Below are 24,121 nucleotides of genomic sequence, written 5' to 3'. Positions count from 1 at the left end.
CCGCCGCCGCAAACCGGGCTTGCCGCCGCGCGCCGCCGCGCCCATCTTCGGCGCATGACGAAACTTGCCCTTCTGCCCGGGCGCGGCGTGCTGCGCCTCACCGGCCCCGACCGCGTCGCCTTCCTCAACGGCCTCGTCAGTAACGACGTGGCCAGCGCCGCCCCCGGCCGCGCGGTATGGGCCGCGCTGCTCACCCCGCAGGGCAAATATCTGGCCGATTTCTTCGTGTTCGCCACCGCCGACGCGCTGCTGCTGGACACGCCGCGCGACGGCATCGAAGCGCTGCTGACCAAGCTGCGCCGCTACCGGCTGCGCGCCCAGGTGGAGCTGGCGGACGCCGCGGACGACTACGCCGTGTACGCCGCCTGGGACGGCCCGCCGCCGGAGGCCGCCATCGCCGCGCCCGACCCGCGCCGCCCCGAGGCCGGATGGCGCCTGCTCAGCCCCGCCGCGCTGCCCGCCAACGTCAGCGCGGCGGATTACGCCACCCACCGCATCGCGCTCGGCCTGCCCGACGGCCCGCCCGATCTGGAGCCGGACAAGACCCTGCTGCTGGAAGCTGGGTTCGACGAGCTGCACGGCATCGCCTGGGACAAGGGCTGCTACATGGGCCAGGAGATCACGGCGCGGACCAAATATCGCGGGCTGGTGAAGCGCCGCCTGCTGCCGGTGACGCTCTCCGCCCCGGTGCCGCCCGGCAGCAAGGTGCTGGCCGAGGGGCAGGAGGTGGGCGAGATCCGCTCCACCGCCGGGCGTCTGGCGCTGGCCATGCTGCGGCTGGATGCGCTGGGCAAGGAGCTGAGCGCGGGCGAGGCGCGGGTTACGCCGGGGGCTGACGGGGCGCCGGAGGCGCCCTGACGCCAGTTCCGCAATAAAACGACACATGGTGGGGCATTTTTGGGCGATGATCGTTCAAACTGTACAAAGTGATTTGCGCTCGATCGATGCGCCGATTCGGTGTCGCGCGGTCGCTCTGGCGTACTGCAGGGCAACGCGACGGGTGGGGTGCGTGGATTGAAGTCTTGACCCGTCTGGTTCACCGTCGGCGGTGGCCGGAGGAGAAGGCGCTGATTGTTGCCGAGAGGCTGTGGGCGGGAGAGCAGGGGGCTGAGTTTGTGCGGCGATTGGTTAGGTCCAGAACCTGTGGGCGCTTGGCTGGCTGACGGTGCGCCCCCCGCAGAGCGACGCCTAGCGGTGCGATTAATGAGACCGGTCCACATTACTGCTTCGGATTTTTGTGCCCTCAAAAGCATTTCGGAGATGAGCCATGACCAAGGACGAGCGCGCCGTGCGGTTGGCGGGGATGTGGCGCATGGCCGGTGCCCTCTTTGGCAGGCGGTCGGGGATCGAGGAGCCGCGATATGATCTTCTGGGGCGCGCGGGGGCGGCCGAGATCCGCCAATACCACGCACGCATCGCGGCGGAGACGGTGGTCGCGGCCCCCGAGACGGGCGCGCGATACGAAGGCTTCCGCCGTCTCGCCGGGTATATTTTTGGCGCCAACCAGGCGCGCACGAAGATCGCGATGACAGCCCCCGTGGCGCAGGGCGCGGAAACCATCGCCATGACGGCGCCCGTCGCGCAAAGCCGCGCACAGGGCGAAACGTGGACGATCAGATTTTTCATGCCCGCCAGCTACACGCTCGATACCTTGCCGCACCCGGCCGACCCGCGGGTCGCTCTGGTCCAAGTGCCGCCCGAGATCTACGCGGTGGTGCGCTTCGCGGGGCGGCCTGCCCCGGCGCGCGTCGCCCGCAAAACGCAGACCCTGCTGGCGGGGCTCGAAAATAGTCCGTGGCAGGCCCAGGGCGAGCCTGCGATTTGGTTTTATGATCCACCTTGGACGATCCCGTCCCTCCGGCGCAATGAGGTGGCGGTGCGCGTCTCCAGCCGCGGGGCAAGGGGTAAGCGGCGACTTAACCTGCCCTCCCGGCCCTGCACGATTTGGATCATGCGTACCGCGCATGGGTAAATGCGAAAAACACGCATTCTCCGATATTGCCGAGGGTCAGCGCTTGGCATATCTGAACTTTCAGAAATTTCTGAAAGAACGGAATTAGGGATGTCACCTTTAGCTGAAGCCTTTGTGCTGCACTTCGGCGAGATGGGCAGCCGGTGGGGAATCAACCGGACGGTTGGGCAGATCTACGCGCTGCTTTATATTAGCGGCCGCCCGCTGCCGGCTGACGAGATCGCGGAAACGCTTAATTTCTCCCGCTCGAATGTCTCCATGGGGCTCAAGGAGCTGCAATCCTGGCAGCTGGTGAAGTTGCAGCATTTGCCTGGCGACCGCCGCGAGCATTTCTCCACCCCCGACGATATCTGGCAGATCGTGCGCACCCTGGCCGAACAGCGCCGCCGCCGCGAGATCGACCCGACTTTGAGCGTGCTGCGCGATCTCATCGTCGCGCAGCCCAGCAACGAGGATGAGCGCCGGGCCCAGGATAAGCTGCGCCAGATGCACGATCTCATCGAATTGCTCACGGGCTGGGCCGATGAGGTGCAAAAACTCGACACGGCGGAATTGGTGTCGCTGCTGAAGCTGGGCAGCCGGGTGGTGGGCCTGCTGGAACTCAAGCACCGTTTGCCCTTCATCGGGCAAAAACGCCGCGAGACGTCCCCGCCTGAGGACAGCGCCGCACAGATCTGATCCGCTCGCCGGATCGTATAAAGGCCGGAGAACCGGCCGTTCATATCACTGGGGACTAGATATGCAAGACAGCCCGCTGGCCGTGCTTTTGTCGCGGCTCGACTTTGCCTGGATCACCTCCATGCACATCCTCTACCCGCCGCTCACCATCGGGCTGGCGATGCTGCTGTTTTTCACCGAATGGCGCTGGCTGAACAGCCAAGATGAGGCATGGTACCGGCTCACGCGCTTTTTCGAGAAGCTCTTCGTCGTGAATTTCGCTGCTGGCGTTGCCACGGGCATCACCATGGAGATGGCGTTCGGCATTCTTTATGGTCCGTTCTCGCAGGCGGCGGGGCCGTTTTTCGGCCAGGTTCTGGGGTACGAGACCATCACCGCCTTCATGTATGAGGCCGGCTTTATCGGGTTGATGATCTTCGGCTGGGGCAAGATCAGCCGGCGCATGCATCTGTTCGCCACCTTCAACGTGGCGCTGTCCTCCAGCCTCTCGGCCATGTGGATCATGGACGCCAATTCCTGGATGCAGACGCCCGCCGGCGTGCTGTTCAAAAACGGCATCTTCCAGGTCACCGATTGGGCGGCGGCGCTGCTCAACCCGGATGTATGGCTGGGCTTTCCGCATATGCTGCTGGCCGCGCTGGAACTGGCATTGTGCTTTGTCGCCGCCATTTCCGCCTGGTTCCTTTTGAATAAGCGGCATGTCGCGCTGTTCCGGCGGAGCCTCGTTTACACCGTCGCGGCGCTTGCGGTGGTGGCGCCGCTGCAGGTTTATCTGGGCGACGGCCTAGGCCGCGTGGTGGCCGATGACCAGCCCGCCGCTCTGGCGGCGATGGAGGGTCATTATCACACCTACAACGCCGATGGCTCGGTCGACACCTCCTGGCAGGTGATCGGCTGGCCGAATGCCAAAGGTGATGATTTTGCCTGGTCGATCAGCATTCCGCACGCGCTCAGCCTGATCGAGACCCACACATGGAACGGCAAGGTGACTGGACTTGACGATATTCCAGCCCAGGCTCGCCCGTCGGTGGTGGTTCCCTTTTACGCCTTCCGCGTGATGGTGGCCGCCGGGTTCGCCCTGGTGCCGCTGGCCTTTTGGGGGCTGTTCCTGCTGCTGCGCGGACGCTTGGGCGCGCAAAACGTCACGGCGCAGCGCTGGTTCCTGCGCGCGGTGCTGGCGGGCGGCGTGCTGCCCTATGTTTCGGTGTGGTGCGGCTGGTGGGTGCGTGAGGTCTGCCGCCAACCCTGGGTGGTTTATGGTCTGATGCGCACCGAGCAAGGCGTGAGCCATATGAGTGTCGCCGCAGCAGCCTTTTGGCTGGTTGGCTACATGGCGTTTGAGCTCACCGTGTGGGGTAGCGTCTGGTATTTCCTGGCCAAAATCGTCCGCCGGGGGCCGGACGTCACAACTCCCGTGGTCGCCGAGGGGCAGCAGCCGCTCGGTCATCTCGAGCCGGCTCCACACGGGCCGATCGCGACGCCCTCCTACATCCGCCCGATCTGAGGGAGACCGGACATGGACAATCTCACCCAAATCGAGACCATCGTCACCTTTGCCTGGTGGCTGGCGCTCGATCTCTGCGTGTTGCTCTACGTGGTGCTGGATGGCGCCGATCTGGGCGCCGGCATATTCTCGCTCTTCGTGCGCGACGAGGCTGAGCGCGGGGCGATCATGTCGGCCATGGCCGGCACCTGGGACGCCAACGAGACCTGGCTGATCGTGGCCGGTGGCGTGCTGTTCGGCACGTTTCCCTTCGTTTACGGAGCGACGTTCAGCTATCTCATGCTGCCCTTGGCGCTCGCGCTGTGGGGCATGATCACGCGCGCGGTGGCGCTCGAGTTCCGCCATCTCGCGCATCAGCGCTGGCTGCGCTTCACCGATTTCGCCTTCGGCTTCGGCAGCCTGACCACGACCTTCTTCGGCGGCATGGCGGTGGGGGCGGTGTTGCAGGGCTACCCGCTCACCAACGCGCCGGGCCAAGTGCCGACCTATATTGGCGGGGCGCTGCGCTTCATCTCGCCGTTCAGCCTGTGGACCGGCGTGGCGGCGGTGGTCGCGGTCTTGCTTGCCGGGCTGCTATTCGTGCGGGCGCGCTTCGAGAAGGGCGAGCCGATCCGCCGGCAAGCGGCCGCCTGGACCAACGCGGTGTTCTATCTCGCCCTGGCGGCGGTAGGCGTCACGCTCTTGGCCAGCGCGCTGCTGTTTCCGTGGGCGCAGGCACGCTGGTTCGGGCCGTATACGCCGCTATGGGCCATGATCCCGCTGGCTGTGCTGTTCGTGGTGGTGCGCATGCGCGCGGCCATGCGGGTGGAACGCGATCTGGCGGCGATATTGTGGTTCAATGCGGGTGTGGCGCTGATGGCGGGGGCGATGCTGGCCACCATGTATCCCTGGCTGGTGCCGGGCACGTGGACGATCTATGCCGGGGCGAGCCCGGCGGTGTCCCTGTTCACCTTCACTCTGGCCATGGGCGGCTTCATTCCCATCATGATCATGTACAACGCCTACCAGATCTGGGTGTTCCGCGCCCGCATCTCGGCCCTGGCCGCGTATCACTGAGCCGCGATGGCCGCCCACGCCGCGCCGCTGGATGCCGCCGAGAGCCGCCGCCTGGGCCGTTGGCTGCGCAGACGGGCGGGTGGCGCCCGGCAGGAACTCGCCGGCGCGGTTGGCGGCGCGGCGCTGGCCGGGTTGCTGCTTGGGCCGCAAGCCTGGCTGCTGGCGAGGGTGGTGGATGGCGTATTGACCCATCACCGGCCTCTGGGCGCCGAGACCCCCTTGCTCTGGGCATTGCTGGCCGTGTTCGCCGCGCGCGCGGCGCTCGGCGCGATGGCCGAGGGGCTGGCCCAGGACGCCGCGTTGACCGTCCGTGCCGGGTTACGCGCAGAATTGCTGCGTAAGCTCACCCGGCTTCACCCGCGCGAGATAGCCGCGCGCCCCAGCGGCGGCGTCGCCACGCTCCTCACCGAGGGCATCGCCAAGCTCGATCCGTTCTACGCCGCCTATCTGCCACAGGCGGCGATGGCGGCATTTCTGCCATTCGCCCTGCTGGCGATGGTGTTTCCGGCTGATTGGGTCGCGGGCGTGATCATGCTGCTCAGCGCGCCGCTGCTGCCGTTATTCATGATCGTGGTCGGCAAGGGGGCCGAAGCCCTGAATAAACGCTCCTGGCACCAGCTCAGTCTGCTCGGCGCGCATTTGTTCGACGTGATCGCGGGGCTGACCACGCTCAAGCGCCTGAATGCCAGCGCGATGCAGGCGCGGGTCGTGGCCGAGGTCTCGGAGGATTACCGCCGCAGCGTGATGGCGGTGCTGCGTGTCGCCTTTCTCTCGGCGCTCGTATTGGAGTTCTTCGCCACGCTCAGCGTCGCCATGGTCGCGGTGTATGTCGGCTTCCGGCTTTATTACGGCGGGATAGCGTTTTTGCCCGGATTCTTCGTGCTGCTGCTGGCGCCGGAATTTTATCGTCCGCTGCGAGCCATGGGCGCGCAGCACCATGCGCGCATGGAGGCCCTGGCCGTGGCGGAGGAGATCACCGCCCTGCTCGACACGCCGGAGCCGGAATCCCCGACCGCCGCTGTGGCGCTGAATGGCTCAGTACGAGAGATCCGCCTTGAGGATGTCAGCTTCGCCTACCAACCCGCGCGGCCGGTGCTCGACCATCTTTCCATCACCCTGCGCCGGGGTGAGCGCGTCGCGTTGCTGGGCGCGACGGGCAGCGGCAAGTCCACCATGGTCCGCCTGCTGCTGGGGCTGGAGACGCCCAATGCCGGGCGGATCTTGGTGGATGGCGTCAATTTGCGCGATGCTGCCCAAGCCGCCTGGTTCTCGCGTGTGGCCTGGCTGCCGCAGGCGCCGACCCTCTGCGCTGGCAGCGTGGCCGAGATTTTGCGCCTCAGCCGCCCCACGGCGAGCGACGAAGAGCTTTACGCCGCCTTGCGCCGCGCTGGGGCGGAGGAGGTTCTGGCCAAGCTGCCGCATGGGCTTTCCACGCGGCTGGGCGAGCATGGGGCAGGTCTCTCCGGCGGGCAGATCCGCCGCCTCGCCCTGGCCCGCGCCCTGCTCAAACCCGCCGAACTGTATGTTTTCGACGAGCCGGAGGCGAGCCTCGATGGTGCGCTGATCCGGCATATCAACGCCTTGAGCACCGAGCTGGCCCGCGAGCATGCGGTGCTGGTCGTGGCCCACCGGCCGGAGGCCGTGGCCGGGTTCGACCGGGTGCTCCAGTTGTCGGAGGGGCGGCTGTGCTGACCCGGTTGCTCGTTTTGCTGTTGCCCGAATGGCGCCGGGCGCTGGCTGGCGTGGCGCTGAGCGCCGGTGTCACACTGTCCAACGTGGCGCTGCTGGCGCTCTCGGGTTGGTTCATCGCCGCCATGGCGTTGAGCGGGCATGGCGGGCCGCGGATCGAGTATTTCGCGCCCGCCGCCGCCATTCGCGGGCTGGCCATTCTGCGCACATTGGGCCGCTACGGCGAGCGTGTGCAAACGCATGACACCACGCTGCGCCTGCTCGCCCGCCTCCGCGTATGGCTCTATCAACGGCTGGAGCCATTGGCCCCGGCGGGCTTGCAGCGCTATCGCGGCGGCGACCTGCTGAACAGGCTGCGCGCGGATGTCGACAGCCTGGAGGGCTTTTATCTTCGCGTTGTGCTGCCGGTGGGCGTTGCGGTGGCGGTTATTCCGCTACTGGCGCTGGTGGCTGGCCGCATCGCTCCTGCCGCCGGAGGGATTCTCTGCCTTGGCCTGATCCTGGCAGGGTTCGGCGTGCCGGCTTGCCTGATCTGGCTCAATCGCCATTTCGGCAATGCTTTGCCCGAACGGCGCGGTGCCTACGCCGCCGATCTCACCGATCTGACCCGCGGCTACGCGGAATGGCTGGTGGATGGCGCGCTGGAACGGCTGGCGGCGCGGGCCGAGGCCAACGCTCTAGCCGCGCAAGTGCTGGAGCGGCGGCTGGCCTGGTGGAATGCCGCCGGCAACGCGGCTGCCATGCTGGTTCTGGGCACCATGCTGGTGGCGGTGCTGTTCGCGCTGGCGGCGCCCGTCGCGCAGAGGGCGCTGGCCGGCCCCGGCTTGGCCTTGGCCACGCTGCTGGTGCTGGGCAGTTTTGAGGCTGTCGCCGGACTGCCAGCATCGTTCAAGGCCCGCACCGAGGTCAGCGCCGCGGCCGCGCGGATATTCGAACTCGCGGACGCCGAACCGCCGGTGCCTGAGCCTGCCCGCCCCGCCGCCCTGCCATGTGACACCAGCCTCGTGGCGCGTGGACTGACCCTGGGCTATGCGCCCGGACAGCCGCCCGCCGTCGCCGGCCTCAGCTTCACGGTGCCGCACGGCACCTGCCTGGCCATCACCGGCCCATCCGGGGCCGGGAAAACCAGCATCCTCAACGCGCTTGAGGGGTTCTGGCCGTTACGCGCGGGGGAGGTCGCCGTCGGAGGAGTGCCGCTCGCGGCGCTATCATTTGCCAGCCGACGGCGGCTGTTCACGGTGGTCGCCCAGTCGCCGTATCTGTTCAACACGACGATCCGGGAGAATCTGCTTTTGGCCAACCCGGCCGCGGATGAGGCCGCGCTGTGGCGGGCACTGGAGGCGGCCGCCTTGGCTGATGAGGTGCGCGCCATGCCGGCGGGGCTTGAACAGCTTGTGGGCGAGCAGGGCGCGGCGCTCTCAGGAGGGCAGCGCCGCAGGCTGGCCTTGGCCGGCGCCTTTTTGCAAAGCGGCCCGATACTGCTCCTGGATGAGCCGACCGAAGGGCTGGATCACGCAACCGAGCAGAGAGTGCTCGCGGCGCTGGAACGGCTGCGTCGGGGGCGGACATGCATCCTCATCACCCACCGCCCGGCGGCGCTACGACTGGCGGATGACGTGCTGGAACTGCGCAGTCCGCTATAAGGCGATGCCGCCGACGGCACTCCCCTAACCAAATGTTTATTTCTGTTCTGCTTCAAAAACTGATGCGACACAAAGCCTAATGACTATTGCGGTATCGGCCCGGCGTTTTTCCCGTCCATTTTTTGAAAGCATTTGAAAACGTCGATGCCGAACAGAAGCCCGATTTGAGTGCCAATTGATCGATTGTAATTGAATTATTGCTCAACTCATTGATTGCTCTATTGAAACGCGCCTCATTGATTTTCTCTTGCACAGTTTGCCCTGTACTTTGGCGAAACGCTCGGGTTAAGTGCCGCTTGCTCAAACCTGTCAATTGCGCCAATTCGTCTAAGGTGGGCGGCAGGGCATCCGCTTCGATCCTTTGTATCGCTTTCCGCCAAGCTGCCCTGCTCAGCCCGCCTCGCGAGACTCCATCAGCCGCGTAGCGAGAGTCAAAATAACGCTTCAACTCTATGACTAGAATATGACCTAAATATGTGACAATTTCTTCAGCATCATCGAGTTGATTTTCAATTTCACTTGCAATTCTGATAACCAAACCTCTAATTGAAGAACTGCGAATATTTAAAATGCTCATTGTTTTGCTTTTGATCAATCCTTTCTCATGAGCGAACAGATCGGCAAAGGTTGAGACTGGAAACATACACCGCGCGATACTGACCTGCTCTCCCTCAAACTTTATCCGCAATGGTGTCTTTGCTGGAACGAACATAAGCCTTCCAATATCGGCATAACGGTATGGGCCAGAATCATTCTCGAATCGTCCAGCCGCGAAATTCTGCTTCACCTGCCTTTGCAGAGCTATGGTATGCATCGTCTCATTAAGAAGCAGCTCGTTCTCGGGTCGAACCTCCATATCCAACGTCTGTGCAATCATGCAAGGCGTGGTCATGCTGGCGAGTATTTGAGTTTTGCACGCCCCTAGCGTCACCGTGTCTGTCATGAATTTTTTAGCACCTCACTCCCCAATCAGTCATACGAAAGTATCAGTCCCGAAGTCGGCACGCCGGTGCCGGCAGTGATAATCACGTTACGACACTCACCCGGCTGATTGACGCTCTGACCACGCACAAGTCTTACGCCTTCCGCCACACCATTCAATCCGTGAATGTAAGCTTCGCCAAGCTGCCCACCATTGGTATTCACGGGTAGCCGGCCGCCGCGGGCGATATTCCCTTCGCGGACAAAATCCTTGGCCTGTCCTTTCTTAGCGAAGCCAAACGCCTCAATTTGGGGAAGAACGAATGGCGAAAAATGGTCATACAGGATAGCTGCCTGCACGTCATCCGGCCCTATCCCGGCCATGCCATAGAGCTGACGCGCAACGAGATTCATTTCCGACAGCGACGTTAGATCCGGCCGATAATAGCTTGTCATCATCTGCTGGTCATCGCACGCCCCTTGCGCCGCCGCCCGGATAACGACGGGCGCTTGTTTAAGCTTGCGCGCACGTTCGGCAGTTGTGACAACAACCGCCACCGCGCCATCCGATTCTTGGCAGCAATCGAATAGATGCAGCGGCTCCACGATCCAACGTGACGCTTGATGATCTTCCAGCGTGATCGGTTGCTCATAGAACCACGCCTTAGGGTTGGTGGCCGCAAAATCACGAAAGCTAACGGCAATACGGCCGAAATCCTCTGATGTCGCGCCGTGTTCATACATATAGCGTTGGGCTGACATGGCAATCCAACTGGCCGGGGAGGCTAGACCAAATGGCACATAGTTGCCGTAATGGGCGATTTCAGCCGTAGGCAGGGCATTGGGCGTGAACGCCGCACCGAAACGATACTGCGAGCGCTCATTCATTGCCCGGTAACATACAACAACTTGTGCCACGCCGGTAGCGACGGCCATGGCTGCATGCATGATCGGCGCGCACGCGGCGCCGCCACCATAATGAATGCGGCTGAAAAATTTTAGATCCCGCCCGCCGATATTGCGGAAGAGCTCAATTTCGGGATTGTTATCCATGGTATAGGTCGACATTCCGTCAACCTCGGCTGGATCGATACCTGCATCTTCCAATGCCGCAAGCGCCGCCTCAACCGCAAGACGCAGTTCGGAACGCCCGCTATTCTTGGAAAACTCAGTCGCGCCAATACCGGCGATAGCAGCCTTGCCAGAGAGCCCGTTCATGCGGCATTCCTTTCTGGAAAATAGAGAGTAACCGTCGCACCGACATGCTCACCGAGGGCATTGCGGCCCGATACGCTGACATCAACCTCACCCGCGTCCATATTGACACGGCTGACTTTGCCGTTGATCCGCATGGTGTCGCCCACAAAGTTTGGCGCGCCCAGCTTGATCTTGATCTTTCGGATCCTGGCGCCCGGACCACCCCATTCACCGACAAAGCGCTGCACCAGACCATTAGTGGTCAGGATATTCATAAAGATGTTCGGCACACCGGACGCTTCCGCCGCTGCCTTATCATGGTGGACCGTCTCGTAATCATTCGTTGCGATTGCACCAACGGCAATCGCCGAAGCGGTGACGGGAAACACGAATTCGGGCAGTTCCGCCCCCTCTACGATGTCTTCAAAGCGCATCAAGACCTCCTCCGATAGCCGAAAGCTTACGGGCATTTCCCGTGGCAATGGCGCCGCCCAGTTCGGCTAGCATTGGTTGCGTACCGCCAAGCGCGATCTCCACCGCCTTTGCGGCCAGAAAAAACCGGTGAATGGGATAGGTTACATCGGCGCCCATGCCGCCATGCTGGTGCTGGGCGGTATGAGTAACGCGATGCCCGCCGATCGCCGCCCAGTATTTGGCCACGGCGATTTCCGCGTCGTCGCAGACGCCCTGGTCGATCAGCCAAGCCGCGCGCCAGACGGTTGAGCGCATCGCCTCCACATCGATGTAGGCATCAGCCGCCCGTTGCTGCACAGCCTGCATCGTGCCGACCGGGCGGCCAAACTGCACCCGTTCGCTGGTATAGGCGGCGGTGCGGCGCAAGGCCTCGCTTGCGATGCCGAGCTGGCTGGCGGCAAGAGCAACGCGCATCTGGCCAACGTGCCAGCGCAGCAACTCTCCCGGCCCGTCTTCTCCCTCAAGCAGGGCATCGGCGGGTAGCCGTATATCAGCCAGCGTGAGCTGGGCCAGCGGCGTGGCATCTGTACCAAGCTGGGCTGCGCGGACAAGCCCCGCGGATGCAGCCGGAACCAGGAATAGTCCCGCCCCGTCGGTCCCGTCGAACCGTGCCGATAGCAGGATCGCGCGCGCCTCCATGCCCCAGGCGACCGCCTCCTTCACGCCCTCCAGCCGCCAGCCACCGGTGTCATCGTCGCGCCGCGCCAGCATGGCCGGATGCCGCCAGGCATTGCCAGTCTCGTCGCAGGCGCTGCTCAGGATCGCCTGGCCCGCCGCCGCTTCGGCCACCAGCTGGGCATGGGGTTCGCCCGCCACGGCTAGCGTCCGCGCGCAGATCAGCGTTTCGCGCAGGGGCACCGGGGCCAGCGCCGCGCCGGCGCGCTCCAGGAGCAAAGCGATTTCCATCATGCCAAAACCGGTTCCACCGAGAGCCTCTTCGATGCCGACCCCGACAAGCCCAGCCTCAGCCAACAGGCGCCACAGATGGGCGTCATACGCTTTATCAGAAGCGGCGAAGGCACGCAGCTGATCATCGCCGCTATGGTCCGCGAAGATCGCGCGGGCCAGTTCGACCAACGCCTCCTGATCGCGATCAAGTCCGAATTCCATGGCTCAGCCCTCCCCGGCATCTGGCCGGAAGGCGGGCAGAACATAGCCTGGTTCGACCTCCACCCAGTCAAGCCGCAAGGGCATGCCTATGGCGATATCCTCGGGGGGCAGATCCAGCCCGTTGGCGATTAATCTCACGCCTTCCTCCAATTCGACCAGCAATACTGGCAGGGGATATTGCAGGCCGGGAATGCGCGGCTGATGCACTGTGACAAAGCTGTAAAGCGTGCCCCGCCCCGAAGCCTTGACCGCCACCCAGTCAAGAGACCGGCATTTGGGGCAGCCCGGCCCAGGCGGATGGCGCAAATGCCCACACGAGGAACATTTCTGAATCAGCAATTCACGCCGGGAGATACCCTCCCAGTAATGGGCGTTATCATGTGTGATCGCCGGCCGCGGGTGCTTCGGCGCGTCCAGAGCCGCGGGCGCAGTGGCGGGTTGGGCGAGTTTGGGCTTAAACTTCAGCACGCGGAACAGCATCCGGCCCACCGGAGCTCCGTTCTGGTCGGCAAATTCATACCGTATCGTGACGAAGTGGCCGATTCCCAGGCCCGTCCGTTTTTCCGGCGATACTTCATCGACGATGGCGGTGTAAGAGACGCGGTCACCTTCGAGGAGGTAGCGGTCGTATTCTTGTTCGATATTGGTGGCGACTACGCCAGTGTAGCCGGCCTCGTCGAACAAGGTGAGGACGGGAATAGAATCCTCCACCGCCCGCCCGGTATGGCGAAAGCGCGCCATCGTCCACACTTCCAGCATGGCAGGCGGGCAGACAGGTGCTGGAAAACCCTGCGCCGCTGCCGCCTCGGCATCGACATAGATCGGGTTTTCCTCGCCTATGGCCTCACACCAGCGGCGGATCATCGGCACATTGACCGGATCACGGGCCTCGACGGGACGCGTGGCTTCCTTGCCAAGCCAGGCGAGGGCCTGAGTATAAAGATCGGATGCTTCGTTCATGCAGGCTTCCTTTGGTCAGCGTGCGGCGCGAGGCAGGCCGAGGCCGAACTGCGCCACCATGTCGCGCAGCACCTCGGCGGTCCCGCCGCCAAATGTATTGATCTGGCAAAGCCGGTATTCACGTTCGATCCGGCCCTTGAGGATTGCCCCCGGTGACCCGGCGCGCACCAGCCCGGCGGCGCCGAGCACGTCAAGCAACAGGCGCATGATCTTGATCATGCCCTCAGTGCCGAAAACCTTGACCGCGCCGGCTAAATCTGGCCGGGTTATGCCTTGAGCCACTTCCCAGCCCACGCGGTTGCCCATGATTTCGCTGGCCAGCAACAGGGCATAGGCCTCAGCAAGCGTGCTCTGAACCCAGGGCAGATCCATCACGCGCGCGCCGGTGCCGCCAACGGCGGTTTCCCGCGCCCAGCTAGCCACTTTGTCGAACATGCCATGCGCCGCATAAATCAGCGCGGCCAGCCCGATGCGTTCATGGTTCAGCTGCTCCGAAATCAGTCGCCAGCCGGCATTTTCCTGCCCGATGAGCATACTGGCGGGCACCATGACGTCTTGGTAATAGGTCACATTGGTGCGGATGCCGCCCACGGTGATAATCGGCGAGACCGAGAAGCCAGGATCGCGCGTATCGAGCATCAGAATGGATATCCCCTTATGCGCCGGGGCATCGGGATCGGTGCGTGCCGCAAGAAACACATAATCCGCCCCTTCCGCGCCGCTGGTGAAGATCTTCTGTCCGTTGACCCGATAGTGATCGCCCTCGCGCACGGCGCGCGTCTTAAGCGCGGCCAGGTCTGTACCCGCGCCGGGTTCGGTATACCCAATGGCGAAGATCAGATCGCCCGCGGCGATACGCGGCAGAATACGGCGCTTCTGTTCGTCCGTTCCCAGCCGCATCAGGGCGGGGCCGACAGTGTTCACCGTGACGAAGGGATAGGGCGCATCGGCCAGGACCAACTCCTCCAGCAGGATCTTCTGCGCCTGCGGATCCATCCCCCGTCCGCCATATTCCACGGGCCAGCCCGGCGTTAGCCAGCCATCCCGGCCCATCTGCCGGATAACCTCGCGGTAGCACGGACCGCCTTCCGCGCCAGTGGTCTCAGCGCGGACTTCATCCGTCACCAATTCGTTGAGATAGGCGCGGAATTCAGCGCGTATGCGCCGCTGATCCGCGCTGTAATCGACATGCATCGCTCAGACGTCCTCTTTCTGAAATGGCGGAATCCCCAGCCTCTCAAGGGTTTCAGGGGTAACGGGCACATAGGTTCCAAGCTGCGGATCGGCGATAAAAACCGGCTCACCTATCAACGCAGGGTCGTATCCCTGTCGCTGAAAAGGAAGTTTTCGCAGCTTGTACGTGGTGGTCATGTCCATGGCCCGGCAAAGCCGAACGAACACAGGGACCGCGTAAGACGCCAGCCGCTCACGGGCGAAAGCGTAGAATACGGCTGGATCAAAGACGTTTCCTTCATGGAATTTAAGCGCCGCCATCCCCGCCCGGCCTTCGGTTCCGGGCACCCGCACACCGTAGACATTGACCATGTCCAGTCCGGGAAACGCGACAAGAACGGCCTCGACTTCCTGGGTGGAAACATTCTCGCTTTTCCAGCGAAAGGTGTCTCCCACCCTGTCCACGAACCAGACATAGCCATCGGCATCCACCCGCACGAGATCACCCGAGCGCACCCAGGTATCGCCAGGATGGAACAAGTCACGCGCCAGCTTGGCCTCGGTCGCCTCTTGCGAAGTATAGCCTTCAAAAAAGCCCGCCACGCCATTGCCCGGCAAAACTTCCGCGATCAGCTCCCCCACCTCATCCGGACCCGCAAGCAGTGGGCGCCCCGCGGCATCGCGCATCGGCTGGTCGGTTTCGAAATCCCAGCGCTGCACACGTATATTGGTGTATTCGGGATGAGTGATGCGGCCCACGGCGCCAACCACATTGTCTATATTGGTCAGGCCATAATTCGCCTCGGTCGCGCCAAGACCTTCAATCACCAGTTCGATACCAAATCGTTCGGTGAAGGCGCGCCAGACGTCAGACTTCAAGCCTGCGCCCGCCATCTTGCGAAGACTATGATCCCGCTCGCCGGCACTCGGTTCCGTGGCCAGAAGATAGCGAATGATCTCACCGATATAATACATCGCCGTGATGTTGTGCCGGCGCACATCGCTCCAGAATCCTGAACGGCTGAACCGGCGGCGCAGCACAAAGGGGATACCAAAAGCCAGACAGGCCGAGGGCACAACCATGCCGCCAGCACCATGATATAATGGCAAAACACAGTAAAAAACACTGTCTTTGCCAAAAGACAACAGCCCGCCCATCATCTCGCCACTGTTAAGGAAGCGCAGATGGCTCATCTTTGCAGCTTTGGGCAGCCCGGTGGTTCCCGACGTGAAGATCAGATAAAGCGTATCCGCGGCAACCAACCCCTCGCGCCATGATTTCGGGGGATTCTCGTCAGATGCGGCGGCCAAAAGGGGCGCCAAGTCCTTCCGTTCGGAATCCACCGAAAAAATCTGTCCAGCCTCGGCGTCCACCAAGACGGGTATCCCTACTGGACCATCGAGCGTATCGAGCAGCTCTAGCAATTCGCCGCCCACGATCATGGCGCGCGCCTTCACTTCCGACAAGGCGTGGCCCAACACGCTGCCGGTCGCGCTGGTGTTGATCAAGGCGGTGACGATGCCCGCCTTTGCCAGACCAAGCCACGTCAGAACAAATTCAGGCCGGTTGCTCATCAGCAGAGCCACCACATCACCTCGCCTCAGGCCGAGAGCGTAAGCCGCATGGGCTACCCGGTTGGCGCGGCGGTTCGCCTCAGCAAACGTGATGCTCTGCTCCTCAAACAGGATGAAGGGGGTGCTGGCATTATCAGCGGCGCGCTCCTCCAACCGGTCGGGTACCAGCAAAGGCATGTCGCGGGTGAAGCCAGCCACCCGCGAAGCTCCCTTCATATACCGAGCAAAGGTCTCCTCACGTGAGGGGCGCGAACTAGGTTCCGTCATCGTGCCACTCCTTCTCAATCGGCATGGGTCAAAAGGAACGGCAATATGGTCGCGCTGAACCCGACATTGTCGTCTCCGGCAATCATGTGCCGCGTATCAGGAATCTCCGACGACACGACAAATTGCAAAGGCTCGTTAGCCATCTGACTTCTGCCCCCTCTTCCAGAGAAGACAAATGCAGATCTCTCAGATAGCGAACAAGGTCATTGTGGGAGTAAAGACCAAGCTTTTGGCCATTTCGGCAAAGATGGCCATAAACATCAATCCGGCTAAATTTGGAGATAGTGTGCTGCCGCCCTGAACTGATGGGGTCGATGCCCCCACCTAGGCGGCATTATATGCTGTCTGTCTGGCGCCATGGTGGCGCCCTGGAAGAGGGGAATATGCCGGATGTTCATGTTTTGGCGATTGACCTTGCCAAAAGACGTTTCCAGATCTGCGCTACCGATCGGTGGGGACGGTTCTATTATCGCGCACAAGGCTGGGGCGGGTGGCGCAATCCTGTAGCCCTGAGGTGTGGCTGCTGCCGCCGACGCGGCAGCGACTGCCGAGGCCGCGCTGCGCGGGCACTTCGCCGAGTTTGGCGTGAGCATTGCCAAAGGACCGGCCAAGACATATACACCGCCACAAAACAGACTTGGCACACGACCGATACAAGTGCCGACCGCAAAAATGATCAAAAAATCTTCTTGCAAAACGGGGGCATCCACACACGCCCCATTTCATTGCGATATGGATTCGGTTGTTTGGCCGGCTGTGCCGATGAGGCTCTTTGACAAACAGCAGCTCAAATTGATTTTCCAGGCAGATGAAATTTTTCTAGCGAGCATGTGCCGGTCAACTGCCAATCTCGGTTAAACAGACATACTTCCTTTACAACCGCTTTGCTTACCGGCCGTTTTTACGCATTTCTCACCGGTACGGGTCAGCCTGGCCCAGAAACGTATTGATGTACTGCGCCACCCCGTCTTCAAGGGACACAAATGGCGCCGTGTAGCCCGCGCTCCGCAATCGCCGAATTTCAGCCTGAGAAAACGCAACATACTTGCCGCGCAGCTCCTTCGGTATATCGACGAAATCAATCCGCGGCTCCGCCCCCAAGGCACGGCATACGGCAAGGGCGAGGCTCTGATAGCTACGCGCCGCGCCAGTGCCCAGGTTAAACAATCCGCTAAGCGAAGGTCTTTGCAGGAACCACAGCATCACGGCAACCACATCATCGACAAAGATGAAATCGCGCTGATATGTACCGTCGGCAATCTCGGGATGGTTCGAGCGGTAAAGGCGTGGCACCTGTCCCACTTGGATTTGATCATAAATGACCTTCACCAAAGATGTTGATTGCGCCTTGTGGTACTCGTTGGGGCCATAAACATTGAACAGCTTTAGCCCCACCCATTGGCGTGGGAGCCGAGTACCGGCGGCGACCTGTCCGGCAACGTATAGATCAAATGCATGCTTGGCTTGGCCATACGGACTCAGAGGGCGCAAATGCTCAAGATCCGCAACTGCGATGCCATCAGAAAAACCAGCGCGGCCATCGCCATATGTGGCGGCGGTGGATACGTAGATAAAGCGGCGATCATGCCGTGCGCACCATTGCCACAGCCATTTTGACTGCTCCAAATGGGCCGCGAGAAGGGCATCGGCATCCGGATCCAGCGTGGGGGCCCCGCCGGCCAAATGAAAGATTAGGTCAACCGGCGGCGCTGTGCCGAGAAAATCTTCCAGCGCCTCCGGGGTCAGCATCAAGGCGGGCGGATGCTTGGCGAGGTTGTACCGTTTTTCCTCGTTGCGCAGCCGGTCGACCACGATTGTTTCGCATCCGCGCGCAAACAGCGCCGCTTGTAGGTTGGAGCCGATGAAACCGGCCCCGCCGGTGATAAGAATCATGGCGGCAGGTTTTCGTGCAGACCGATGAGGTCGGCCACGGTGACGGCCGCTGCCGCCGCTTCGTCGCTGATCGGTGTGCCGCGTAGACCGTCGATCGCCTCGCTCAGCCGAACGAAATCAAGTGGATCGCGCGCCGGATCCGAGCGCAGTACGGTTGCTGGATTGGTCATGGGCCGGTCTCCGGCGTGTCAGGCAGCCTGCTATCCTCGATGATAAGCCGCCGTCGCGCCGACTCACCCAGCCTGAACCCATCAAAAATATCCGCGCCGCGCACGCGCAGGCGACGGATGATCACCTCGTCCCGCGCTGCGCTTGAGGGGGTTGGCCGGGCAGGCTGACAAACGGGCCGCAGCAGGCAGGCCAATAAGGACCAAGGCATCATCACCACCCAGAGTTATCCATCAGCCTGCCGCAGAACCGAAAGCGCGGCGTTAACCATGGCGTCCACCGTTACGTCGGCCACGCAGGGCACCGGGCCGCCGGATTCTGGCAAGAATTGGCAGCGCCAGCCGCAGCCGAAAGCCGGGCACACGGTATCCGCAAATGCGGGTACTGGCGTTGTCACGTCGAGCAGCGGCGCAGGGTAAGGCAAGTAACGCCCGGGCATCCCCCCATTGCCCACCGCCACGGCAGGAACACCCAGCACGGCCGCGAGATGGACGGGGCCGCTGTCGTTGCACAGCACCAGCCGGGCATGGGCGAGAATGGCGGCGAACTCCCGGATGGAATACCTCTCGCGGCTTCCCGCCTGCACGATCCGCATCCCCTCAAGACCGGCGATCCGCTGCGCTGCCAGCGCAAAATTTTCTGGCAGCCACGCCTTCACGGGCGACGACGCCTCTCCGGCCACAACCAGATAGGGACGTTGTGGCACACTGGCCGGCCTCGGCGGGCGGGGAAGCGGCGCGATCAACCGTGTGGGGCGGCGACCTGTGGTCCATGCCGTAAACGCGGCGTAATGCTCGGCGTCATGGGTGATGGTGCACGGGTCGGCATATAAGCTCGTGTACCACGGATCGCCTGCCTCCCGGTCGGCGGCGGTTATGAAATCCGCTGATCCGGCGGCCCCGATCCGTACCGGCGCGCCGCTGGCGCGAACGAGCGCGTCCTCGACCATATGCTCGCGATTTCGCGCCGGCTGCACAACGATGGCAACACCAGCCCGGTGGAGCGCGCGAACCACGCCACACCGGTAGAGCGGGTCGCGCCGGAAGCGCAGGCGGTTCAGTGTGATGGCGTGTTCCGGCTCAAGAAAAGCCCGCGCATAAGCGATGTTGGCAGGCGAACAGATGAGCGTGACCGGCTGTCCCGCATAATGGGCGCGCAGATGCTGATAAGCGGCGGTGAAAAGGATCAGATCGCCGAGGCCATGCGGCATGAAAATAGCCACGCCCTGCCGCCCGCTGGGGCGAGCATAGGCGGTGGCCATCCGGTCGAGGCTGCGGAGCACATGGTCCCGCCACCGCCGCAACGGGGCGCGCCAGGCTTCCGGGAGCCGCCGCTTAACCATGGACCTGGCGCGCCAACCGCCGCCGAAAACGCTGCGCCAAAGCGGCAAGCCTGTCACCAGGACCCGGCGGCAACGGCGCGCAATCATAGCCGCAGGCGAGCAAGGTGGGTTCGACCACGCCCTGCACAGCCCGCTGCCAGGAACGTTTGTACCGGCGATGTTTGCCAATCGACGAGGGATCGACGCGCGCCGCGAGCGCCGCCAAGGCTGCCTCATCGGTTGGCAGACCGAGCCACTCCATCAGCTTGCGTCCCTCAGCGGGCAAATCGGCGCAGAGCGCCTCATACCGCACCTCCCGATAAGCCGACCCCAGCATTGCCCCAAACGCACGCCCCACCCGGACGCTCTCCTGCCAGTGCCGGGCATTGTATAAATAAGATCGCCGCTCATAGGCGGCCTGGGTCAGGCTCATGCCGCGCCAGCTTTGCATGGTATCGGCGCCAAAGTAGATTTTCCGCCAAAACGGCTGCTCGGGGGCGACATGATCGCAAAACGCCACGTCGCGGCCATCACGAATCAGATGCAGATAACGCGCCTTTGGAAACAGCGCCGCCAGCAGCGGCAGAATATAGCCTGTTTCACACAGCTTCCATCCCCACGGGGCGCCGGGGGGATGCGTGGCGAGATGCGCGTCAAGAGCTGCCGCGAGCAGGGTTTGCACAGGCTCGGGCAAGGTCGCCCGTCGCCATAACGGCTGAAAATCGGGGTAATAGTTCAGTACGAGGTGTTCAACGAGAGGCAGGAACGGCAAAGCGTCAAGCGATTCGTTCAGCACGCTGCCCATGAATATGCCCTGGCCGCGCAGCAATGCCGCCAGCAAGCGGCTGCCCGAATGCGACTTGTTGAACACGATGACCGGTGGCGGCAGGGCGGCAAGGGTAGACGAAATGGCCAGGTCGAGCCCCATGAAGCGCCCCCCAACGCCCGAATCTGGGCGCCACATTGTTTGTCACTGCCCCCTGGGCGATACTCTTCCTCAAACTCCTACACACAGGCGGCTTCAATGGTCAATGAAGGCAACGGCTCGCGGATCGCATTGATGGTCGAACGGTTTGTACCCAAGCTGGGCGGGCTGGAGTCATGGTCTCACGACTTGGCTGTGGAGCTCACCGCCCGGGGGCATAATGTGCGCATCATCACCACGGAGGCGGAGAGTCGCCCGCCAGGGGTGAGCATTCAGCTAATCCCGCGTTCGCCGCGGCTGCTGGAGCAGGCAAGCCTATTCGCCGAAGCGCGGCAAACCCTGCCGGGATGGATCATCCACGACACCGGCGCGGGGCTTGGCGCGGATATTTTGCAGCCGCAGACGGGGTGCCGCCTGTTGAATTTGGAGCGCGACAACGCGGCACAGGATATAGCGCAGCGGTTCCGCCGTGCAGTCTCGCCCCGGCAATGGCGCTGGCGGTCAGCATTGCGGCGGCTCGAACGCCTGCAACTCGAGCGCTCGCGCCAAATCGTTGCGGTATCCCAAGAGAGTGCCGCGCAGTTTCGCAGCCGCTATGGTGTGCCGAAGGCGCGGATCGTACTTATTCCCAACGGCATCGACACGGCCAGCTTCCACCCCGGCCACACCCCGAGGCTGCGTGAGGCCATGCGTAAAAGCCTGAACCTGCCGCCAACGGCGCTGGTGCTGCTCGCCGCGGCGGGCAATTTTCATCTCAAAGGCGTGCATCATGTGCTCCACGCGCTTGCCCATGAGGCGCGAGACAGCGGGGAGACGATCTTGCTGGTCGCCGGCGCAGGCGACATCCCTGCCTTCGCCGCGCTCGCGCACCGCCTCGGCGTCGCTGAGCGCATACGCTTTCTTGGCCAGCGCAATGACATGTCCGCGCTGTTCTCAGCCGCTGACGTGTTCGTGCATCTCACGGCGCATGATGCCTGCAGCCTAGCCACGCTGGAAGCGCTGGCCTCGGGCCTGCCGGTGGTCACGACCCGGCGCAACGGCGCGGCTGATGGCATGGTCTCCGGCCGCGAGGGGTTTGTGCTCGATCGGCCCGATGGCCGCGCGCTGGCGGCAATGCTGCCCGAACTGCGCGCCCCCGCGCGCCGGGCGGAGATGGGCCAAGCCGCCCGGCGCTTGGCCACGCGGCATGATTTTTCCTGCAATGTGGACCGGATCGAAGCGCTCTACGCCAATTTGCAACCCGTGTCTGGTTAAGCGCATGCATCCCGCCATCTTCAATGTGTTCGAGGAAATTTGCCGGCGGCACTTGCCGGACGGAGCGCGCGTGCTGGAGGTCGGTGCGACCAGCACACCGGATACGCTGCTCAACCTCCCCGCCCTGCGCGGCGCGGGACTGCGGGTGGGTGTCAACCTTACGTGCGAAACGGAGACCAGCGGACACAGCTTTGTCCAAGTGGCGGCGGACGGGCTGGTGGCCTTCGCCGATGCCGGGTTTGACGCGGTTCTCTGCAATTCGGTGCTTGAGCACGACCCGCAGTTCTGGCGCACATTAGCGGGCATAGGGCGCGTCGCGCGGCCGGGGGCGCTGATTGTGATCGGCGTGCCAGGCTATACCGACGCGCTCGCTTCCCCCTTGCGCCGCTGGGCCCTCGGCGCCGCTCGGCTTCCTGGCATGGGCCGGCTTTTGCAACGCCTATCTCCAGGCTGGGAGAGCGCCACGCCAACGCTCGTCCGCCACGACTACCCAGGCGATTATTACCGGTTCAGCCCCCAAGCCATGCGGGAGGTGTTGCTCGCGGACTGCCGGGAGGTAACGATCCGCATTGAAATGCGCCCGCCCCGGCTCATTGGTTATGGCTGGCGAAGCGCCGCACCCGTTCGCGCCACATAAAACCCGCCAGAGGCGCCCAGCGCATGGCCAGGGCTGCATCATATCGCGCCTTGGCGGCATCGCCGCCGGGGGCTGCGAGGGCCAGCAGCGCGCTAATGGTTGCCCGCGGACCGTCCGGTGGCCAAGCCTTGCGGGCATGGACCAGCAGGCGGGCAAGAGCCCGCTCCCGTGCTGGTGCCGCCGCCAGGGCGGTGAACGCGGCGCGCCATGCCGCGACGCTATCCGCCCGCGTCAATCCCTGATCAGCCCCAATGCCTTTAAAGGCCGGCTCCGAGGCAACGACCGGCGCTGCACCGAGATACAAAGCGCAAAGAAGAATTCCAGGGCTCTTGTAAGCGAGGTTTCGGGTCTTTCCGGGGGGATGAACCAGGATATGGGGGCCGACGTCGCGCCAAGCCGACAGAAAGCGCGCAAAAACAGGCTGAAAGGGGATGGCGTGCGTCCCCGGAATGGCGGCGGCCGGCCCGTTGGCGACCCATAATTCATGGCGCTGAATGACGTTGAGCGCCGGTACAACATAGTCCCGCAACCCCTGAACCCGGCAAGCGCCGCCGGTAAACGCCACAACTGTGGGCCGCTCTTGGCCGCTGGGGGATATGCCGTCAAGCGCGGCTTCATTCAGTGTGCACGGCCAATGCAGCACATTCGCATGAAACGCCGCCAACCGGGCGCACATACCTGGCGTCGTGCCGATCAGCGCCGTCATCCTCTCCGCAAATGCCTGAACGCGGCGGGAACTGTAGAAGCCAAAGCCCGGTTGCTCATGGCGCAGCGCGGTCAAGTCATCGTCGGTAAACCATGCGCAGGGCACCCTGGCGCGGTCCAGCGCGGCAAGCAATCCGCTGCGCCAGACCTGTTCGAAGCCGCGCACAAAGACGACCATTCCGGCCCGGGCCAGGAGCGGGAAATCCGCTGCCATCCGTCGCGGCGGCATGAGTGTGCACTGGGCCGCAAGGTCCGGCGCCAGACCGTCCAGATACAACGCAAGAGACGCGGTCGCCTCACCATAAAAAACTATGCGCATGGGCAAGAGATCATGAAATCAGGGCCATTTAGCGAGAAGCGCTTGGTTCACGATGCCCCCTTCATTTTCAGCCAAATTGTCGGGCTACGCACCATCCAAGATACCATCGTCGAGCAGCCATACCGTCGAATCCGCCACACCTCGCACAACCGTTCCATATTTCGACCGGCCAGTATAATCGACGTGCTGGTGGCCCTGGACAAACAGTCGCGCACGCATATCCCGCGCCAAAGCATCGAGCTCCTCAAATCCATATGGGGGACTGGCGGGCGCTTCATGAGTTACAAGGGTATCGCATGTCGCGTTTTTGAGCCAAGCAACATCCGCGGGAAAGATCGTGTCTCGATGTGACAGCAGCAGCCCTGGAATTTCATCGCCCATGGCCTGCCACCGATCGGCGCGGGCGGCTCGGCGGATCATATCTGCCGCCGAATCATATCTGGCCACGTTCGCTTCACCTTCACGCCGGGACACCCAGATTTTTGCCTTGAAGACCCCGCCAAGGCCCGAAATCAACCTGCCGTCGACCATTGCAACATGACCGTGCAAATTCCCTTCCGGATAATCGCCGACCAGATATTCGTAAAACATACGTTTGTCGGTGTCGTGATTGCCGAGGATATACTTCCATTCCCGCACGAGACACCAAACTGGCCTCAGCTTAACACGCAATGACTCAT

General features: G+C 63.0%; 23 protein-coding genes. 10 read left to right on the top strand and 13 right to left on the bottom strand.

Features of this window, described 5'->3' with window-relative positions:
* Positions 1–54 precede the first annotated feature (54 nt).
* The 7 genes from LI953_RS01720 to cydC all read left to right on the top strand — a co-directional run bounded on the left by LI953_RS01720 (position 55) and on the right by cydC (position 8,542).
* A complete protein-coding gene (locus LI953_RS01720; protein WP_227074250.1) occupies positions 55–858 on the top strand; it encodes a folate-binding protein YgfZ in 804 nt (267 codons plus the stop codon).
* Positions 859–1,267: 409 nt separating this feature from the next.
* Positions 1,268–1,972 carry a heme-binding protein gene (locus LI953_RS01715; RefSeq protein ID WP_227074249.1) on the top strand — a complete coding sequence of 235 codons (705 nt, stop codon included), beginning with the start codon at positions 1,268–1,270 and terminating at the stop codon, positions 1,970–1,972.
* A gap of 90 nt (positions 1,973–2,062) precedes the next feature.
* Positions 2,063–2,650, top strand: a complete 588-nt coding sequence (locus LI953_RS01710) for a GbsR/MarR family transcriptional regulator (RefSeq protein WP_227074248.1) — start codon at positions 2,063–2,065, stop codon at positions 2,648–2,650.
* Positions 2,651–2,711: 61 nt separating this feature from the next.
* On the top strand, positions 2,712–4,154 hold the full coding sequence (locus tag LI953_RS01705; RefSeq protein ID WP_227074247.1) for a cytochrome ubiquinol oxidase subunit I: 1,443 nt from the start codon (positions 2,712–2,714) through the stop codon (positions 4,152–4,154).
* A gap of 12 nt (positions 4,155–4,166) precedes the next feature.
* Positions 4,167–5,210: a cytochrome d ubiquinol oxidase subunit II gene (locus tag LI953_RS01700; protein ID WP_227074246.1), complete on the top strand. Its 1,044-nt coding sequence runs from the start codon at positions 4,167–4,169 to the stop codon at positions 5,208–5,210.
* A 6-nt stretch (positions 5,211–5,216) separates the two neighbouring features.
* The gene (gene cydD / locus LI953_RS01695; protein ID WP_227074245.1) at positions 5,217–6,902 is read left to right on the top strand and encodes a thiol reductant ABC exporter subunit CydD; all 1,686 of its coding nucleotides are present in this window, start codon (positions 5,217–5,219) and stop codon (positions 6,900–6,902) included.
* Complete coding sequence (gene cydC / locus LI953_RS01690; protein ID WP_227074244.1) at positions 6,896–8,542, top strand: thiol reductant ABC exporter subunit CydC; 1,647 nt, start codon at positions 6,896–6,898, stop codon at positions 8,540–8,542. Before cydD ends, cydC begins: the two co-directional genes overlap by 7 nt.
* Before the next feature lie 76 nt (positions 8,543–8,618).
* Here the strand turns inward: cydC and LI953_RS01685 are convergent, their stop codons facing one another.
* The 7 genes from LI953_RS01685 to LI953_RS01655 are packed head-to-tail and all read right to left on the bottom strand — an operon-like array spanning position 8,619 to position 16,219.
* Positions 8,619–9,485 (bottom strand): AraC family transcriptional regulator, encoded by an 867-nt coding sequence (locus LI953_RS01685; protein ID WP_227074243.1) that lies wholly within the window; start codon positions 9,483–9,485, stop codon positions 8,619–8,621.
* 26 nt (positions 9,486–9,511) lie between these two features.
* Positions 9,512–10,681 carry a lipid-transfer protein gene (locus tag LI953_RS01680; RefSeq protein WP_227074242.1) on the bottom strand — a complete coding sequence of 390 codons (1,170 nt, stop codon included), beginning with the start codon at positions 10,679–10,681 and terminating at the stop codon, positions 9,512–9,514.
* Complete coding sequence (locus LI953_RS01675) at positions 10,678–11,094, bottom strand: MaoC/PaaZ C-terminal domain-containing protein (RefSeq protein WP_227074241.1); 417 nt, start codon at positions 11,092–11,094, stop codon at positions 10,678–10,680. Before LI953_RS01675 ends, LI953_RS01680 begins: the two co-directional genes overlap by 4 nt.
* A complete protein-coding gene (locus LI953_RS01670; protein WP_227074240.1) occupies positions 11,084–12,244 on the bottom strand; it encodes an acyl-CoA dehydrogenase family protein in 1,161 nt (386 codons plus the stop codon). The genes LI953_RS01675 and LI953_RS01670 overlap by 11 nt, the downstream gene beginning before the upstream one ends.
* Before the next feature lie 3 nt (positions 12,245–12,247).
* Positions 12,248–13,204 carry a bifunctional MaoC family dehydratase N-terminal/OB-fold nucleic acid binding domain-containing protein gene (locus tag LI953_RS01665; RefSeq protein ID WP_227074239.1) on the bottom strand — a complete coding sequence of 319 codons (957 nt, stop codon included), beginning with the start codon at positions 13,202–13,204 and terminating at the stop codon, positions 12,248–12,250.
* A gap of 15 nt (positions 13,205–13,219) precedes the next feature.
* Positions 13,220–14,398, bottom strand: a complete 1,179-nt coding sequence (locus LI953_RS01660) for an acyl-CoA dehydrogenase family protein (RefSeq protein ID WP_227074238.1) — start codon at positions 14,396–14,398, stop codon at positions 13,220–13,222.
* A 3-nt stretch (positions 14,399–14,401) separates the two neighbouring features.
* Positions 14,402–16,219 (bottom strand): long-chain-acyl-CoA synthetase, encoded by a 1,818-nt coding sequence (locus tag LI953_RS01655; protein WP_227074237.1) that lies wholly within the window; start codon positions 16,217–16,219, stop codon positions 14,402–14,404.
* 516 nt (positions 16,220–16,735) lie between these two features.
* Here LI953_RS01655 and LI953_RS01650 point away from each other — a divergent pair.
* Positions 16,736–17,077 carry a hypothetical protein gene (locus LI953_RS01650; protein ID WP_227074236.1) on the top strand — a complete coding sequence of 114 codons (342 nt, stop codon included), beginning with the start codon at positions 16,736–16,738 and terminating at the stop codon, positions 17,075–17,077.
* A gap of 54 nt (positions 17,078–17,131) precedes the next feature.
* On the opposite strand, the gene rfaD is transcribed toward LI953_RS01650, so the two are convergent.
* From rfaD to LI953_RS01630, 4 genes are all read right to left on the bottom strand, one after another.
* Positions 17,132–18,112, bottom strand: a complete 981-nt coding sequence (rfaD, locus tag LI953_RS01645) for an ADP-glyceromanno-heptose 6-epimerase (RefSeq protein WP_227074235.1) — start codon at positions 18,110–18,112, stop codon at positions 17,132–17,134.
* Positions 18,109–18,282, bottom strand: a complete 174-nt coding sequence (locus LI953_RS01640; protein WP_227074234.1) for a hypothetical protein — start codon at positions 18,280–18,282, stop codon at positions 18,109–18,111. Before LI953_RS01640 ends, rfaD begins: the two co-directional genes overlap by 4 nt.
* Positions 18,283–18,506: 224 nt before the next feature.
* Complete coding sequence (locus tag LI953_RS15560; RefSeq protein WP_227074233.1) at positions 18,507–19,562, bottom strand: glycosyltransferase family 9 protein; 1,056 nt, start codon at positions 19,560–19,562, stop codon at positions 18,507–18,509.
* A 52-nt stretch (positions 19,563–19,614) separates the two neighbouring features.
* Complete coding sequence (locus LI953_RS01630; RefSeq protein WP_227074232.1) at positions 19,615–20,529, bottom strand: sulfotransferase; 915 nt, start codon at positions 20,527–20,529, stop codon at positions 19,615–19,617.
* 96 nt (positions 20,530–20,625) lie between these two features.
* Between LI953_RS01630 and LI953_RS01625 the strand changes: the two genes are divergently transcribed.
* Both LI953_RS01625 and LI953_RS01620 read left to right on the top strand, forming a co-directional pair.
* On the top strand, positions 20,626–21,780 hold the full coding sequence (locus tag LI953_RS01625; RefSeq protein ID WP_227074231.1) for a glycosyltransferase family 4 protein: 1,155 nt from the start codon (positions 20,626–20,628) through the stop codon (positions 21,778–21,780).
* A 4-nt stretch (positions 21,781–21,784) separates the two neighbouring features.
* Entirely contained in the window at positions 21,785–22,417 is a 633-nt protein-coding gene (locus LI953_RS01620) for a bifunctional 2-polyprenyl-6-hydroxyphenol methylase/3-demethylubiquinol 3-O-methyltransferase UbiG (protein WP_227074230.1), read from the top strand.
* On the opposite strand, the gene LI953_RS01615 is transcribed toward LI953_RS01620, so the two are convergent.
* Both LI953_RS01615 and LI953_RS01610 read right to left on the bottom strand, forming a co-directional pair.
* Positions 22,371–23,336 carry a hypothetical protein gene (locus LI953_RS01615; RefSeq protein WP_227074229.1) on the bottom strand — a complete coding sequence of 322 codons (966 nt, stop codon included), beginning with the start codon at positions 23,334–23,336 and terminating at the stop codon, positions 22,371–22,373. The genes LI953_RS01620 and LI953_RS01615 overlap by 47 nt on opposite strands.
* Before the next feature lie 189 nt (positions 23,337–23,525).
* Positions 23,526–24,121 (bottom strand): metallophosphoesterase (locus tag LI953_RS01610; RefSeq protein ID WP_227074228.1); only part of this gene is annotated, 596 nt, incomplete at its 5' end.

It is taken from the genome of Acidocella sp. KAb 2-4 (genome assembly GCF_020567705.1).
GTDB lineage: Bacteria > Pseudomonadota > Alphaproteobacteria > Acetobacterales > Acetobacteraceae > Acidocella.
Note: the sequence above shows the minus strand (reverse complement) of the source record. Positions and strands in the feature narration are given on the sequence as shown.

Coding starts and splice junctions, on each gene's coding strand:
- LI953_RS01720 (WP_227074250.1), top strand. CDS start 55: ATGACGAAACTTGCCCTTCTGCCCGGGCGCGGCGTGCTGCGCCTCACC.
- LI953_RS01715 (WP_227074249.1), top strand. CDS start 1,268: ATGACCAAGGACGAGCGCGCCGTGCGGTTGGCGGGGATGTGGCGCATG.
- LI953_RS01710 (WP_227074248.1), top strand. CDS start 2,063: ATGTCACCTTTAGCTGAAGCCTTTGTGCTGCACTTCGGCGAGATGGGC.
- LI953_RS01705 (WP_227074247.1), top strand. CDS start 2,712: ATGCAAGACAGCCCGCTGGCCGTGCTTTTGTCGCGGCTCGACTTTGCC.
- LI953_RS01700 (WP_227074246.1), top strand. CDS start 4,167: ATGGACAATCTCACCCAAATCGAGACCATCGTCACCTTTGCCTGGTGG.
- cydD (WP_227074245.1), top strand. CDS start 5,217: ATGGCCGCCCACGCCGCGCCGCTGGATGCCGCCGAGAGCCGCCGCCTG.
- LI953_RS01685 (WP_227074243.1), bottom strand. CDS start 9,485: ATGACAGACACGGTGACGCTAGGGGCGTGCAAAACTCAAATACTCGCC.
- LI953_RS01680 (WP_227074242.1), bottom strand. CDS start 10,681: ATGAACGGGCTCTCTGGCAAGGCTGCTATCGCCGGTATTGGCGCGACT.
- LI953_RS01675 (WP_227074241.1), bottom strand. CDS start 11,094: ATGCGCTTTGAAGACATCGTAGAGGGGGCGGAACTGCCCGAATTCGTG.
- LI953_RS01670 (WP_227074240.1), bottom strand. CDS start 12,244: ATGGAATTCGGACTTGATCGCGATCAGGAGGCGTTGGTCGAACTGGCC.
- LI953_RS01665 (WP_227074239.1), bottom strand. CDS start 13,204: ATGAACGAAGCATCCGATCTTTATACTCAGGCCCTCGCCTGGCTTGGC.
- LI953_RS01660 (WP_227074238.1), bottom strand. CDS start 14,398: ATGCATGTCGATTACAGCGCGGATCAGCGGCGCATACGCGCTGAATTC.
- LI953_RS01655 (WP_227074237.1), bottom strand. CDS start 16,219: ATGACGGAACCTAGTTCGCGCCCCTCACGTGAGGAGACCTTTGCTCGG.
- rfaD (WP_227074235.1), bottom strand. CDS start 18,112: ATGATTCTTATCACCGGCGGGGCCGGTTTCATCGGCTCCAACCTACAA.
- LI953_RS01640 (WP_227074234.1), bottom strand. CDS start 18,282: ATGACCAATCCAGCAACCGTACTGCGCTCGGATCCGGCGCGCGATCCA.
- LI953_RS01630 (WP_227074232.1), bottom strand. CDS start 20,529: ATGGGGCTCGACCTGGCCATTTCGTCTACCCTTGCCGCCCTGCCGCCA.
- LI953_RS01625 (WP_227074231.1), top strand. CDS start 20,626: ATGGTCAATGAAGGCAACGGCTCGCGGATCGCATTGATGGTCGAACGG.
- LI953_RS01620 (WP_227074230.1), top strand. CDS start 21,785: ATGCATCCCGCCATCTTCAATGTGTTCGAGGAAATTTGCCGGCGGCAC.
- LI953_RS01615 (WP_227074229.1), bottom strand. CDS start 23,336: ATGGCAGCGGATTTCCCGCTCCTGGCCCGGGCCGGAATGGTCGTCTTT.